We start from the raw sequence: 14,363 nt of genomic DNA on the forward strand, positions 1-14,363 counted from the left end.
AGTGACGAGGCGAGGCCTGAATCGGTGAACGTGCTGGACATCCTGCTGCTGGTCGCCGCCGTCTGGTTCGCGATCGTGGGCTACCGCCAGGGCTTCGTCGTCGGCATCCTGTCGGTGATCGGCTTCCTCGGCGGCGGCCTCGTGGCCGTCTATCTGCTGCCGGTCATCTGGGACGCGCTGACCGACAACGCCGAGGTCAACACGACCGCCGCCGTCGTCGCGGTCGTCGTCGTGATCGTCTGCGCCTCCGTCGGCCAGGCCCTGACCACCCATCTCGGCAACAAGCTGCGCCGGTACATCACCTGGTCCCCGGCCCGCGCCCTGGACGCGACCGGCGGCGCCCTCGTCAACGTGGTCGCGATGCTCCTTGTCGCCTGGCTGATCGGTTCCGCACTCGCCGGGACGACACTGCCGACGCTCGGCAAGGAGGTCCGTAACTCCAAGGTGCTGCACGGCGTCTCGCAGGCGCTGCCCGACCAGGCGAACACCTGGTTCGCGGACTTCTCCTCCGTGCTCGCGCAGAACGGCTTCCCGCAGGTCTTCAGCCCGTTCGCGAACGAGCCGATCAACGACGTCCAGCCGCCCGACCCGGCCCTGGCCAACAGCCCGGTGGCCACCCGCGCCCAGCGATCCATTGTGAAGGTCATGGGCACGGCGACGAGTTGCGGCAAGGTCCTGGAGGGCACCGGCTTCGTCTTCGCCGACCGCCGGGTCATGACCAACGCGCATGTCGTCGGCGGTGTCGACGAACCCACCGTCCAGATAGGCGGAGAGGGCAGGCGGTACGACGCGAAGGTCGTCCTCTACGACTGGGAGCGCGACATCGCCGTACTGGACGTACCGGACATGGACGCGCCCGCGCTGCGGTTCACCGCCACCGACGCCGAGAGCGGCGACAGCGCGATCATCGCGGGCTTCCCGGAGAACGGGGCGTACGACGTGCGGGCCGCGCGGGTGCGCGGGCGCCTGCCGGCCAACGGCCCGGACATCTACCACCGCGGCACCGTGCGCCGTGACGTCTACTCGCTGTACGCGGTCGTCCGCCAGGGCAACTCCGGCGGACCGCTGCTCACGCCCGAGGGCAAGGTGTACGGCGTGGTGTTCGCCAAGTCGCTCGACGACGCCGAGACCGGCTATGCGCTCACCGCGGACGAGATCCAGGAGGACATCGTCAAGGGGCGTACCGCCAACCAGCAGGTGGACAGCGACAACTGCGCGCTGTGACGTTCGGGTCCGGCGTCAGCCGCGCGGGTGGCGCAGGCGCACCGAGACCCAGCGCGCACGACGGCGCAGGATGCGCGGAATGCCCACCCGGGGATCGGCGCTCGCTATCTGCGGGGCGCTGCCCCGTTGGTGGGAGCTCAGGCCACTGGCCGAGCGGCGATTGCGTGCTGCGTCACTGTAGTCGTGCGTCCAGCCCATACCCCGACGTCTGCCCCTGCCCCATGGTCGATAACCGCCTCACGCGCCCCCAATTGGCCTATGCGCCGGGCAATTGGCTGTTCGTAGTACAGGTGTTCAGTTCCGGATACCGGGCGCATCGGCGCGGTCACCGATCGGGTTCGGGGTCTTTCAGCCAGTTGATGAGTTCGGTGGAGAAAGCGACCGGGTCCTCCTCGTGCGGGAAGTGCCCGAGGCCGTCGAACAGGCGCCAGCGGTACGGCGCTTCGACGTACTCGCCGGAGCCGGCCGCGCTGCGGGTGCGCATCACCGGGTCGAGGGAGCCGTGCAGATGCAGCGTCGGCACGCGCACCGGTCGCTTCATACGCCGGTTGAACTGGATGCCGTCGGGGCGGGCCAGCGAGCGCACCATCCAGCGGTACGGCTCGATCGAGCAGTGCGCCGTGGACGGGATGCCGATGGCGCGGCGGTACGTGTCCACCGCGTCGTCGTCCGGCAGGCGCGGGCCGGACCAGTCCCGGATCAGCCGGCCGACCAGCGCCCCGTCGTCGGCGGTGAGCCGCCGCTCGGGAATCCAGGGGCGCTGAAACCCCCAGATGTAGGAACCCGCACTCGTCTGCTTGACGTCGGAGAGCATCGCCGAGCGCCAGCGCCGGGGGTGCGGCATGGACGCGACCGCGAGCCGTCGCACCAGCTTGGGGCGCATCACGGCCGCCGTCCACGCGAGGTATCCGCCCAGGTCATGGCCGACCAGCGCGGCGTCGGGCTCGCCGAGCGAACGGACCACGCCGGTGATGTCGAGGGCGAGGTTGGCCGGGTCGTAACCCCGCGGCGTACGGTCGCTGCCGCCCACCCCCCTCAGGTCCATCGCCACCGCCCGGAACCCCGCGTCGGCGAGCGCGACGAGCTGGTGCCGCCAGGTCCACCAGAACTGCGGGAAGCCGTGCAGCAGCAGGACCAGCGGGCCGTCGCCCAGCTCGGCGATGTGGAAGCGCGCACCATTGGCGGCCACGTCCCGGTGTGTCCAGGGACCATCCAGTCGTACGACCGAGGCCGGTTGCGGCGTAGGGGCGGCGGGATCCGTCATGACGACGAGCGTGCCACAGCCTCGATGGCCGCCGGTTCCCGGATCTCCAGCTCCGGAGCGGGGGCCGACCGCGGGTGCGGCTTGGCCTTCTGCAGGACACCCGCGGTCTCCTTCACCGAGGCGGCGACCTTCTGCGGGCCCTTGCTCTTCTTGGCCTTCTTCGCGAAGACGACGCCGATCAGCCCCAGGACGACGGCGACGAGGACGTTCGCCGCGAAGGACAGCACGAAGCAGATCGCGAGGTTCCAGTCGCTCCAGGTCCGAATGCCGTACGCGAGGGCGAAGTTCAGCATCGGCAGGGAGAACAGCAGGACACCGCCGGCCACCATGAACAGGCCGCCGCTTGTCGCACCGCGCTTGACGTCCTGCTTGAGCTGCGCCTTCGCCAGGGCGATCTCGTCATGCACCAGCGCCGACATCTCGGTCGTGGCCGAGGCGAACAACTGGCCGATGCTGCGTTCGGCGCCGACCGGGCTGCCGTCGGGTGCGCTCATCGCGGTCTCCCTCGTAGTCACGGTTCCGTCTTCCGCCTGAGTGCGTACGGTTCCGTCTTTTGTACCGTCCCGTCAGATCATGCCCGACGGTGCTCCTCCTCGCCTGCCCTGCCCGCCACTTCGGCAAGCGCGTGGCGTGCGGCGGCCTTCTCCTCGGCGAGGCGGCGGTGCTCGGCGGCCTTGTGTTCGAAGATGGCGGCCATCCGAAGGTGGTACTCCGGCTCGTCCTGCTCGTAGATGTCCGGGATGCCGTCGGCGTCCTCGTCGCGGTCCTCTTCCTCGCACATCCGGCGGTACTTGGCGTTCCGTATCTTCAGCAACACCGTCGCCAGGGCCGCCGCGGTGAGCGAGCCGAGTAGTACGGCGGCCTTGATCTCGTCGGTCAGGGTGGCGTCGCCCTCGAAGGCGAGCTCGCCGATGAGCAGCGAGACGGTGAAGCCGATGCCGGCGAGGGTGGCGACGGCGAACACGTCGGCCCACTCCAGGTCGTCGCTGAGGGAGGCCCTGGTGAAACGTACCGTCAGCCAGGTGCCGCCGAAGATGCCGACCGTCTTGCCGACCACGAGACCGAGGACCACGCCAAGCGTCTCCGGCTCGGTGAACACATCGCGCAGCGCGCCGCCGGAGATGGCCACACCGGCGCTGAACAGCGCGAACAGCGGCACGGCCAGGCCGGCCGACAGGGGCCGTACGAGATGCTCGATGTGCTCGCCGGGGGAGTGCTCCTCGTCCTCGTGGCGATGGCAGCGCAGCATCAGGCCCATCGCCACGCCCGCGATGGTGGCGTGGACGCCGCTGTTGTACATCAGGCCCCAGATCACCAGGGCGAGCGGGATGTACACGTACCACCCGCGTACGCCCTTGCGCAGCAGCAGCCAGAACACGCCCAGGCCGACGACGGCGCCGCCGAGCGCGGCGAAGTTGATCTGGTCGGTGAAGAAGACCGCGATGATCAGGATCGCGAACAGGTCGTCGACGACGGCGAGCGTGAGCAGGAACGCGCGCAGGGCGCTCGGCAGGGAGGTGCCGATGACGGCGAGCACGGCGAGGGCGAAGGCGATGTCCGTGGCGGTCGGGACCGCCCAGCCCGCCAGTGAGCCGTCCGCGGTGACATTGGTCACGACGTAGACGAGCGCGGGCGCCGCCATCCCGCACACCGCGGCGACGACCGGCAGCACGGCCGCCTTGGGGTCTCTGAGATCGCCGGCCACCAGCTCACGCTTGAGCTCGATCCCGGCGACGAAGAAGAAGATCGCGAGCAGCCCGTCGGCCGCCCAGTGCTCGATCGACAGGTCGAGGCCGAGGGCCTCGGGGCCGAGGTGGAAGTGGCTGACGCTCTCGTAGCTGTCGTGCAGCGCGGGTATGTTCGCCCAGAGCAGCGCGGTGATCGCGGCGAGCAGCAGCAGGACACCGCCGACCGTCTCGGTGCGCAGCGCGTCCGCTACGAAGTTCCGCTCGGGCAGGGAAAGACGTCCTAGGGCCTTGCGGGAGGGAGCGGGGGGACGGGGCGCAGCCACGTGGAGACCTCCGGTCGGTGGGTAGGACAGAACACTTGCCGACCAGACTTCCCGGCACACCTGAGGACATATTTGTTTTGCTTAGCTTACCTAAGGGTGGCCGGAAGTGCATCCGTCGATGTCCACCGTACGTACACGAAGGGCACCCGGCGCGCTTGCCGCCGGGTGCCCTCGGGGGTTGTGCTCAGCCCTCGGCCGTGCTCAGTCCTCGCTCGGCGCCGCCGGAAGCTTCGCCTGGATGAGGTCCATGACGGTCGAGTCGGTCAGCGTCGTCACATCCCCGAGCTGGCGGTTCTCGGCTACGTCCCGCAGCAGCCGGCGCATGATCTTGCCGGAGCGGGTCTTGGGCAGCTCGGCCACCGGCAGGATCCGTTTCGGCTTGGCGATCGGGCCGAGGGTGGCGCCGACGTGGCCTCGCAGGTCGGCGATGAGGTTCTCGTCCTCGGCGTTCGCCGTGCCGCGCAGGATCACGAAGGCGACGATGGCCTGTCCGGTGGTCTCGTCGGTGGCACCGACGACGGCGGCCTCGGCGACCGACGGGTGGGAGACGAGCGCCGACTCCACCTCGGTGGTGGAGATGTTGTGGCCGGAGACGAGCATGACGTCGTCCACGCGGCCCAGCAGCCAGACGTCCCCGTCGTCGTCCTTCTTCGCCCCGTCACCGGCGAAGTACTTGCCCTCGAAGCGCGACCAGTACGTGTCGATGAACCGCTGGTCGTCGCCCCAGATGGTGCGCAGCATCGACGGCCACGGCTCGGTCAGGACCAGATAGCCGCCACCGCCGTTGGGCACCTCGTTCGCCTCGTCGTCGACGACGGTCGCACAGATGCCGGGCAGCGGACGCTGTGCCGATCCGGGCTTGGTCTCGGTGACGCCCGGCAGCGGTGAGATCATCATCGCGCCGGTCTCGGTCTGCCACCAGGTGTCGACGATCGGCGTCCGGTCGCCGCCGATGTGCTTGCGGTACCAGATCCACGCCTCGGGGTTGATCGGCTCACCGACCGAGCCGAGGACGCGCAGGCTGCTCAGGTCGAACTTCGCGGGGATGTCGTCGCCCCACTTCATGAACGTACGGATCGCGGTGGGCGCCGTGTACAGGATCGTCACCCCGTACTTCTGCACGATCTCCCAGAAGCGGCCCTGGTGCGGGGTGTCCGGCGTGCCCTCGTACATCACCTGCGTCGCGCCGTTCGCCAGCGGCCCGTACACGATGTACGAGTGGCCGGTGACCCAGCCGACGTCGGCGGTGCACCAGTAGACGTCGGTCTCCGGCTTGAGGTCGAAGACGGCGTGGTGGGTGTACGCGGCCTGGGTGAGGTAGCCGCCGGAGGTGTGCAGGATGCCCTTCGGCTTCCCCGTCGTACCGGACGTGTACAGGATGAACAGCGGGTGCTCGGCCTCGAAGGCCTCGGGGGTGTGCTCGGCGGACTGCCGCTCGACGATCTCGTGCCACCACACGTCACGGCTGTCGTCCCAGTCGACGTCCTGGCCGGTACGCCGTACGACGAGCACATGCTCGACGTTGTCCACCTTGCCGATCGCCTCGTCCACGGCCGGCTTGAGCGCGGACGGCTTGCCGCGCCGGTAGCCGCCGTCGGAGGTGATGACGACCTTGGCGTCCGCGTCCTGGATACGGGTGGCGAGGGCGTCCGCCGAGAAGCCGCCGAAGACGACGGAGTGGGCGGCGCCGATCCGGGCGCAGGCCAGCATCGCGACCGCCGTCTCCGGGATCATCGGCATGTAGACGGCGACCCGGTCGCCCTTCTGAACTCCCAGCTCCAGCAGGGCGTTGGCGGCCTTGGCGACCTCGTCCTTGAGCTGGGCGTAGGTGATGGCGCGGCTGTCGCCGGGCTCGCCCTCGAAGTGGATGGCGACCCGGTCGCCGTGCCCGGCCTCCACATGCCGGTCCACGCAGTTGTACGCGACGTTGAGCTCGCCGTCCTTGAACCACTTCGCGAACGGCGGGTTCGACCAGTCCAGCGTCTCCGCCGGCTCCTTGGCCCAGGTCAGCCGGCGGGCTTGCTCGGCCCAGAAGCCGAGCCTGTCAGCCTTGGCCTGTTCATACGCCTCCGCCGTGACATTGGCGTTGGCGGCCAGGTCGGCGGGGGGTGCGAACCTGCGCTCTTCCTTCAGCAGGTTGGCCAGGCTTTCGTTGCTCACGACATCTCCCTTTCCCAGGGTGTCCGTTGTGTCCCAGGCCACAGCTCATCAGACCCGAGGGCCCGATGACAAGGGTCGACGGAAAATTGGTTTAGACCTGTCACGGAGGTGCGGACCGAGCTGCTGTCGGTGCCGGGTCATTCGTTCCCACGGATGCCGGAGTGAGGCGGTTCATCTGTGTAATCCCTTTCACATCCGGGCCGTGTGCAGGCGAAACGGGGAGCCGGTGGAGCACGGCGGCCCCGCACCGGACGGGGCCGCGCTCACCTCTCGCCCGTCAGACCGACAGGTCCGCCACCCCCACGTGATCGAACACCTCGTCCCCGCGCCCCTCGGCGAGCAGATACGCCTGTGCCTCGCCCACGTGGAAGTACATCCCGTGCAGCTCCAGCGCCCCCGCCCGCAGGGCCCGGGCCACCGACTCATGGGCGCGCAGATGCTCCAACTGCTGGACCACGTTGGTCAGGCAGAGCTGCTCGACCGCGTCGGCCGGTGCCCGCCCGGCGAGCCGGGCCCAGGGCCGGCTCTCGTCGGACAGCCGCTCCAGGCTCGGTCGCCCATGCCGCAGCCACCGCCTGAGCGGGGTCTGCGGGCCGTCGGGCTCGGAGGCGAGCAGCGCCTGCATGGCCCCGCACCCGGAGTGCCCGCACACCGTGATCGACCGCACCCGGAGCACGTCCACGGCGTACTCGATCGCGGCCGCCACCGAGTCGTCCCCACTCTCCTGGCCGGGCTGGGGGCACCTCCCGGCGTCGGCCGGGGGAGGGACGAGGTTGCCCACATTGCGCACCACGAACAGGTCGCCGGGACCACTGGAGGTGATCATCGATGTGACCAGCCGTGAGTCGGCGCAGGTGAGGAAGAGCTGCGAGGGCTGCTGCCCCTCCCGCGCCAGCCGCGCCAGCTCGCCCCGCACCAGGGGCGCGGTGTTGCGCTGGAACGCGCTGATGCCACGGGCCAGTTGACGCGCGCTCGGCCAGCTGTCGTCGGCGCCACCGCCGCCGCCCGCACCGGCCGGGCTGTCCTCGGGTCTGCGGGACTCGACGGTGCCGTCGGCGGCGCTGGGTGCGCCGGACTCGCCGGCCGTGTCGAGCTTGCCGGTGCCGTTGGCGGTGTGGGCGTCGGTGGGCGCGCCGGACTCGTCCGTGTCACGGGTCCCGGTCGCCGGGGCTCCCTCTGGCCGCCCGTCGCGGGACGGGGCTGCTGCGGTCTCGGGGATCTCGCACTGGTGGTTGCGCCAGGGCGTCCAGGGGTGGCAGCGGCAGTCGGCGGACTCGGCCGTGGATCTCCCGGCGTCGGCATTCAGGCCGGCCGGTCCCGTCGGCTCACCGATCCGGACCCCGGCCTTGCGGCCGACCAGCTCGACGGAGCCGCCGTGCGCGGTGTGTGTGTTCTGCCAGTCCTGCAGTGACTCGTACGCCGCGTGGTCCATGAACGAGCCGTCCAACTCCACGACGGCGTCGGCACCCCGGGGTACGAGATGCAGGGCCCGGCTGAGCCGTGGCACCGCGAGGAACGTCAACTGTCCTCGTACCTGTACGTGATGGACTCCTTCCTTCTCGTCGTGCGTGATCCGGGTGCGGGTGAGGCGGTGCAGGGCGACGCCGACGGCCATGGCGATGCCCAGGGTGACGCCCTCCAGGACGCCGAGGAACACCACGCCGAGGGTGGTGACGGCGTACACCAGCACCTCTCGGTGGCGGGTCACCGTGCGGATGTGGTGCAGGGACACCATCTGGATGCCGACGGCCATCACCAGGGCGGCGAGCGAGGCGAGCGGGATGAGCTCCAGGATCGGGACCATCAGCAGCGCGGCGACTACTACGAGAACGCCGTGCAGCATCGTGGAGTTCCGGCTGACGGCACCGGCTCGCACATTCGCGGAACTGCGCACGGCGACACCGGCGATGGGCAGTCCGCCGAGTGCGCCGGAGACGACGTTGGCAGCGCCCTGGCCGAGCAGTTCGCGGTCCAGGTCGGAGCGGCCGACGTGGGCGGAGACCTCCGGTCGGCCCGCGACCAGCTTGTCCACGGCGACCGCGCCGAGCAGCGACTGCACGCTGCACACCAGCGTGATGGTGAGCACGGCGGCGACGAGGCCGAGCACCGGGCCCTCGGGGAGTGCGGCCAGCGCGTGGCTGCTCCAGGACGGCAGGTCGACCTTGGGCAGGTGGAGCCCGGCGATCGAGGCGGTCGTGGTGGCGGCGGCCACGGCGACGAGCGGGGTCGGCACCTTGCGCAGCCAGCGGCCGATCCGGCCGGGGAGCCGGGGCCAGACCACCAGCAGGGCGAGGGTCAGCGCGCTCACCGACAGGGCGGCGGGATGGATGCGGGCCAACTGGCCGGGCAGCTCGCGCAGGTTGTCCGGGACCGAGCTGTGCGGGGTGCCGCCGAGGACGATGTGCAACTGGGCCACGGCGATGGTGACGCCGATGCCGGCGAGCATGCCGTGCACGATGGCGGGGCTCACGGCGAGCGCGCCGCGCGCCACGCGCAGGAGTCCGAGGCCGAGTTGGGCGAGGCCGGCGAGGACGGTGATGGCGCAGGTCGTGCGCCAGCCGTAGCGCTGGATGAGCTCGGCGGTGACCACGGTGAGTCCGGCGGCGGGGCCGCTGACCTGGAGCGGGGCACCGCCGAACCGCCCGGCGACCAGTCCTCCGACGGCGGCGGCGACGAGGCCGGCCTGGAGGGGCGCGTCGGTGGCCAGGGCGATGCCCAGGGACAGGGGGAGTGCGATCAGGAAGACCGCGATCGAGGCCGACACATCGGCGCCCGCGATACGAGGAAGGCGGGGCCGGGTCGGGGGTGGGCTGTGGGGTTCGTGGACGTGCTCTTTGCGATGTGGTTCGTCGGCGCGGGTGGGAACGCAGGCTGACATGTTTCCCGTCTCCTCCGGGTCAGCGCGGTCGCGTATCTGGTGGTCCCCCGCTCGGGGCGAGGGGTCGGGTCGCGGCCGTGTGGGCACGGCGTGCAGCGGCGGGATGTAACAGTCGGTAAACGAATCGTAATGCAAAGTAAAGGGAGGGAATAGTTTTTCCGAGCAAATGGACTAATAAATCCTCCTAGAGAGTGAAGTGGTTAATTAGTCGGCTTGTCGTACTAATTCCTTCGCGATCTCCGTGCGACCTTTGCGGCGCTGTCGGCACCGAGAGAAGGAAAGAAGGTGGACGGAACATGGCCGCCACCCGCAGGTCCACCGCCCCCCGCGCCATCGCCGCGACGCACAGGATCGCGGCGGGCTCCGCCGTCGCCGCGGTCTGCGCCGCGTCGCTCGCCGGCTGTACGAGTGGTCAGGACGCCACCGGGCGCGCCGCGCCCGGGCCGCACAAGGCCAAGCCGGGGGCGCCCGCACCCCGGAGCGCGCCCCGCCTGATCGGCGACGGGTCGACCGCGTACACCGGCGCGCAGCCGCATCTGCCCAGACCCGAGCGGATGAAGCCGGGCCAGAAGCCCCCGCAGTTCGTGGTCTTCTCCTGGGACGGCGCCGGCGAGGACGGCCAGAAGCTGTTCTCCCACTTCCGCAAGGTCGCCAAGGCGAACAACGCGACGATGACGTACTTCCTCAGCGGCGTGTACATGCTGCCGGATCACAAACGCGACCTCTATCGGCCCCCGCAGCACTCTCCGGGCCGCTCCGACATCGGCTTCAACGACGAGGAGGGCATCGCCGACACCGTGCGGCAACTGCGCCATGCGTGGCTGGAGGGCAATGAGATCGGCACCCACTTCAACGGCCACTTCTGCGGCGGCAACGGCGGAGTCGGCGAGTGGTCGGTGGAGGAGTGGAAGGACGAGATCACCCAGGCGAAACGATTCGTCAAAACCTGGAAGACCAATACCGGGATGACCGAGGCGGCCCCCCTGCCCTTCGACTACGACAAGGAGCTGATCGGCGCCCGCACGCCCTGTCTGGAGGGCCGGAAGAACTTCGTGAAGGCCGCCCGCGAGATGGGCTTCCGCTATGACTCCAGCGGCGTCAACAACCAGCTCTGGCCCACGAAGAGGGCGGGGCTGTGGGACCTGTCCATGCAGCTCGTGCCGTTCCCCGGGCACTCCTACGAGCAGCTCACCATGGACTACAACTTCATGGTCAACCAGTCGGGCACCACGAGCCAGGGCGACCCCGACAAGCACGAGTTCTGGGGCGACCAGATGCGCGACGGCCTGCTCATGGGCTTCCGCCGGGCCTACGACGGCAACCGCGCGCCCCTGATCATCGGCAACCACTTCGAGTCCTGGAACGGCGGCACCTATATGCGCGCCGTCGAGGAGGTCATCGAGGCCGTCTGCAACAAGCCCGACGTGCGCTGTGTCTCCTTCCGGCAGCTCGCCGACTGGCTGGACGCCCAGGACCCGGCCGTCCTGAAGAAGCTGCGCACCCTGGGAGTCGGCGAGGCCCCGAAGCAGGGCTGGGCCGCCTTCCTGTCGAAGCATCCGGCTCCGGCCCCGAAGGGGGTGCCCGGGGCGCCGGCGGTCAAGCGGTAGAAGTCATACGGGAGTTGTCCTCGGGCAGGGTGGCGGGGCTTTCGACGGTGTTCTCACCGAGGACGAACCCGGGGTCGATCTGTGCCGCCAGGTCGACCCCGGTGCGCTCGTTTCCCCAGGTCCGGGCGTTCTTCAGGTGGAAGTGCGCCATCTGGTGGGTGTAGCGCTCCCAGTCCCGCAGCTCGTACGTCGCGTCCACGGCCGTGCGCAGCCGGCGCAGGGCGAGGTGGCCCGCGTCCTCCAGGAGCTCGAACCGGGGCGGGCGACCCTTCTCCATGGAGCGCACCCAGTCCGAGTGCCCGAAGGTCACCAGCAGGTCGTCCCCGACCTCGGCGCGGAGGAAGTCGAGATCGTCCTGCCCCTGCACCTTGTTGCCGACGACCTTCACGACGACCCCGAAGTCGCGGGCGTACTCGCGGTACTGGCGATAGACGCAGACCGCCTTCCGGGTCGGCTCGGCGACGAGGAACGTGATGTCGAAGCGGGTGAACATGCCGGAGGCGAAGGAGTCCGAGCCGGCCGTCATGTCGACCACGACGTATTCGCCGGGGCCGTCCACCAGGTGGTTCAGGAACAGCTCCACCGCCCCCGTCTTGGAGTGGTAGCAGGCGACCCCCAGATCGGAATCCGTGAAGGGGCCGGTGACCATCAAACGGACGGTGCCGCCGTCGAGTTCCACCGGCCGGGCGCAGGCGTCGTAGACCGGGTTGTCCTCGCACACCCGCAGCAGCCGCGAACCCTCGCCGGGCGGTGTCGTCTTGATCATCGTCCGGGCGGAGGCGATCCGTGGATTCGTGCCGCGCAGACAGTCCTTGATCATCGGCAGCCGCTCGCCCATCGCGGGCAGCGCGGCGGCCTCCGCCTCGTCGAGGCCGAGCGCGGCCCCCAGGTGCTGGTTGATGTCGGCGTCCACGGCCACGACCGGTGCGCCGGCGGCCGCGAGATGGCGGATGAAGAGGGATGACAGGGTCGTCTTGCCGCTGCCGCCCTTCCCGACGAAAGCAATTTTCATGTTCACGAACGGTAGTCGGAAGGTAGCTGTATGTGTCAGGTGTGCGTGAAGAAGGCCACTCGATCGAGGGGGGAGGCTCCGGGGTGCGTAATGTCGTACTCATGAGTGCGACAGGTGCGAGCGCCGATCCGCTGGCGGCCCTCGGTTCACTGCCCGGGGTGCCCGAGTCCGTGGAGTCCGTGCGCAAGGCGGTGGACCGGGTCTACGGGCACCGGATCATGCGGCGCCGCAGCAACGAGATCACCTCCGAGGCCGCCCTGCGCGGCGCCCGCGGCTCCGCCGCGCTGTCCGGCGCCGACTGGGCGCTCGAAGAGGTGCGTCGGCGTAGCGACTTCAGCGGCGACGACGAGGCGCGTGTCATGGGCGCGGCCCTGCGGCTGACGGCCGAGGCGGGTCAACTGCTGTCCATCTGGCGGCAGTCGCCGCTGCGGGTGCTGGCCCGGCTGCACCTGGTGGCGGCGGCCGGCAGGGAGGACCAGATCGGACGCCCGCGTCAGGAGGGCGAGCCGGTCGACGAGCCACTGGTCGAGCTGCCGCTGCCGAGCGCGGCGGAGGTGCACGGCCGGCTGGAGGGGCTGTCCGAGCTGATCATCGGAATTGAAGGGGCGCGAAGCTCGGTTGAGGGTGGTGGCGGGAGACGGGCGGGTGGTTCCGCGCCCGCCCTGGTGACCGCCGCCGTCGTGCACGGCGAACTGCTCGCCCTGCGCCCCTTCACCTCCCACAACGGGCTGGTCGCGCGCACGGCCGAGCGCATCGTCCTGGTCGGCAGCGGCCTCGACCCGAAGTCCGTCTGCCCGGCCGAGGTCGGCCACGCCGAACTGGGCCGCGCGGCCTATCTGGCGGCGCTCGACGGCTATGTCTCCGGCACCCCCGAGGGTGTGGCCGCGTGGATCGCGCACTGCGGCAGGGCGATCGAGCTCGGGGCGCGCGAGTCGACGGCGGTGTGCGAGGCGTTGCAGCGCGGGGCGGCGTAGCGGGCGTAGCGCACGCGCGCGTGGGCGCATATGAGTTGCGGCGGTACGAGGATTCGTACCGCCGCTGGCATGTTCACCGGGTTACCAAGCGTCCTCGATATGTTGCCCATCAGGTCGGGAACTTTGCCCGTCACCTGGTGCGGCTGGCCCGTAATCGACGGGTCGACGTCGCGTGGGTGCCCAATGTTCATGCTCGGTCCGTGGGGCCAAATGCGTATTAAAGGTGATCCTCTCGGATGTCCTTGGTCTCGCGGGCCGTTGAGTCCTTTGTACTCCAGGCCGCAACCAAGCGGAAGGCCTCGCCACGGTTCTTTACTTTTACTCGCAAATCACTTCAAACGGGCAGCGGATTGTCGGCCGAGGTGCGGGTAAAGCGGGTGCGCAGGTCAGGCTGTCGCCGTCCGGCGTCGGCTGGCGTACCAGACGAGGCCCGCGGTGGCCGCCGCCGCCCCTATGGCCGCCGCCGCGACGAGCGCGGGTCGCGGCGGCACGGAGAGGGAGGGGATCCGCTGCTTGAGCCGGACCGGCCGATGGAAATCGAGAATCGGCCACCCGCGCGCGAGAGCCTCGCGGCGCAGGGCGCGATCCGGGTTCACGGCGTGCGGATGTCCGACCGTCTCCAGCATCGGCAGGTCGGTCGCCGAGTCGCTGTAGGCGTAACAGCGGTCGAGGTCGTAGCCCTCGGACTCGGCCAGCTCCCGGATCGCCTCGGCCTTCGTCGGGCCGTACGCGTAGTACTCCACCTCCCCGGTGAAGCAGCCGTCGTCGCCCACGACCATGCGTGTGGCCACCACGCGGTCGGCGCCGAGCAGCTCGCCGACCGGCTCGACCACCTCGGCGCCCGATGTGGACACGATCACCACGTCGCGGCCGGCGGTGTGGTGCTCTTCGATCAGGGAGGCGGCCTCGTCGTAGATGATCGGATCGATCAGGTCGTGGAGCGTCTCGGCGACGAGCTCCTTGACCTGCTGGACGTTCCAGCCGCGCACGAGCGCGGAGAGGTACTCGCGCGTGCGCTCCATCTGGTCATGGTCCATACCGCCCAAGCGGAAGACGAACTGGGCATATGCGGTCCGCAAGGCGGCCCTGCGGTTGATCAGACCGCCTTGGTAGAACGACTTGCTGAACGTGAGCGTGCTCGACTTCGCAATGACCGTCTTGTCCAGGTCAAAGAAGGCAGCTGTGCGGGGCAAGGAGTGGTTTTCCACGCCCCTGAGCATAGGCGCAGCCCAT

Annotated in this window: 11 protein-coding genes; 3 read left to right on the plus strand and 8 right to left on the minus strand. The window is 69.8% G+C overall.

The window, feature by feature from the left end; genetic code table 11:
• Positions 1–24 precede the first annotated feature (24 nt).
• Positions 25–1,224 (plus strand): MarP family serine protease, encoded by a 1,200-nt coding sequence (locus ACP4J3_RS43385; RefSeq protein WP_426542471.1) that lies wholly within the window; start codon positions 25–27, stop codon positions 1,222–1,224.
• 15 nt (positions 1,225–1,239) lie between these two features.
• On the opposite strand, the gene ACP4J3_RS43390 is transcribed toward ACP4J3_RS43385, so the two are convergent.
• The 6 genes from ACP4J3_RS43390 to ACP4J3_RS43415 form a co-directional block, all read right to left on the minus strand.
• Entirely contained in the window at positions 1,240–1,422 is a 183-nt protein-coding gene (locus ACP4J3_RS43390) for a hypothetical protein (protein WP_426542473.1), read from the minus strand.
• A 127-nt stretch (positions 1,423–1,549) separates the two neighbouring features.
• A complete protein-coding gene (locus ACP4J3_RS43395) occupies positions 1,550–2,488 on the minus strand; it encodes an alpha/beta fold hydrolase (RefSeq protein ID WP_426542475.1) in 939 nt (312 codons plus the stop codon).
• On the minus strand, positions 2,485–2,982 hold the full coding sequence (locus tag ACP4J3_RS43400; protein ID WP_426542477.1) for a phage holin family protein: 498 nt from the start codon (positions 2,980–2,982) through the stop codon (positions 2,485–2,487). The genes ACP4J3_RS43395 and ACP4J3_RS43400 overlap by 4 nt, the downstream gene beginning before the upstream one ends.
• A gap of 77 nt (positions 2,983–3,059) precedes the next feature.
• Positions 3,060–4,499: a Na+/H+ antiporter NhaA gene (nhaA, locus tag ACP4J3_RS43405; RefSeq protein WP_426542479.1), complete on the minus strand. Its 1,440-nt coding sequence runs from the start codon at positions 4,497–4,499 to the stop codon at positions 3,060–3,062.
• A gap of 201 nt (positions 4,500–4,700) precedes the next feature.
• Positions 4,701–6,659, minus strand: a complete 1,959-nt coding sequence (gene acs, locus ACP4J3_RS43410) for an acetate--CoA ligase (RefSeq protein ID WP_426542481.1) — start codon at positions 6,657–6,659, stop codon at positions 4,701–4,703.
• 277 nt (positions 6,660–6,936) lie between these two features.
• Entirely contained in the window at positions 6,937–9,537 is a 2,601-nt protein-coding gene (locus ACP4J3_RS43415; protein ID WP_426542483.1) for a SulP family inorganic anion transporter, read from the minus strand.
• A 296-nt stretch (positions 9,538–9,833) separates the two neighbouring features.
• Between ACP4J3_RS43415 and ACP4J3_RS43420 the strand changes: the two genes are divergently transcribed.
• The gene (locus tag ACP4J3_RS43420) at positions 9,834–11,144 is read left to right on the plus strand and encodes a hypothetical protein (protein WP_426542485.1); all 1,311 of its coding nucleotides are present in this window, start codon (positions 9,834–9,836) and stop codon (positions 11,142–11,144) included.
• Here ACP4J3_RS43420 and ACP4J3_RS43425 read toward each other — a convergent pair.
• On the minus strand, positions 11,134–12,156 hold the full coding sequence (locus tag ACP4J3_RS43425; RefSeq protein WP_426542487.1) for an ATP-binding protein: 1,023 nt from the start codon (positions 12,154–12,156) through the stop codon (positions 11,134–11,136). The two genes, ACP4J3_RS43420 and ACP4J3_RS43425, sit on opposite strands and share 11 nt — an antisense overlap.
• Before the next feature lie 101 nt (positions 12,157–12,257).
• On the opposite strand from ACP4J3_RS43425, the gene ACP4J3_RS43430 reads away from it, so the two are divergent.
• Positions 12,258–13,130: an oxidoreductase gene (locus tag ACP4J3_RS43430; protein WP_426542489.1), complete on the plus strand. Its 873-nt coding sequence runs from the start codon at positions 12,258–12,260 to the stop codon at positions 13,128–13,130.
• Positions 13,131–13,516: 386 nt separating this feature from the next.
• Here the strand turns inward: ACP4J3_RS43430 and ACP4J3_RS43435 are convergent, their stop codons facing one another.
• A complete protein-coding gene (locus ACP4J3_RS43435; protein WP_426542491.1) occupies positions 13,517–14,350 on the minus strand; it encodes an HAD family hydrolase in 834 nt (277 codons plus the stop codon).
• Between the last annotated feature and the right edge of the window lie 13 nt (positions 14,351–14,363).

This window comes from Streptomyces sp. UG1 (assembly GCF_049974585.1).
Taxonomy (GTDB): Bacteria; Actinomycetota; Actinomycetes; order Streptomycetales; family Streptomycetaceae; genus Streptomyces.

Excerpts from the sequence above, each read along its gene's own strand:
- ACP4J3_RS43390 (WP_426542473.1), bottom strand. The coding sequence starts at position 1,422 with ATGGGCTGGACGCACGACTACAGTGACGCAGCACGCAATCGCCGCTCG.
- ACP4J3_RS43395 (WP_426542475.1), bottom strand. The coding sequence starts at position 2,488 with ATGACGGATCCCGCCGCCCCTACGCCGCAACCGGCCTCGGTCGTACGA.
- ACP4J3_RS43400 (WP_426542477.1), bottom strand. The coding sequence starts at position 2,982 with ATGAGCGCACCCGACGGCAGCCCGGTCGGCGCCGAACGCAGCATCGGC.
- ACP4J3_RS43415 (WP_426542483.1), bottom strand. The coding sequence starts at position 9,537 with ATGTCAGCCTGCGTTCCCACCCGCGCCGACGAACCACATCGCAAAGAG.
- ACP4J3_RS43420 (WP_426542485.1), top strand. The coding sequence starts at position 9,834 with ATGGCCGCCACCCGCAGGTCCACCGCCCCCCGCGCCATCGCCGCGACG.
- ACP4J3_RS43425 (WP_426542487.1), bottom strand. The coding sequence starts at position 12,156 with ATGAAAATTGCTTTCGTCGGGAAGGGCGGCAGCGGCAAGACGACCCTG.
- ACP4J3_RS43430 (WP_426542489.1), top strand. The coding sequence starts at position 12,258 with ATGAGTGCGACAGGTGCGAGCGCCGATCCGCTGGCGGCCCTCGGTTCA.
- ACP4J3_RS43435 (WP_426542491.1), bottom strand. The coding sequence starts at position 14,350 with ATGCTCAGGGGCGTGGAAAACCACTCCTTGCCCCGCACAGCTGCCTTC.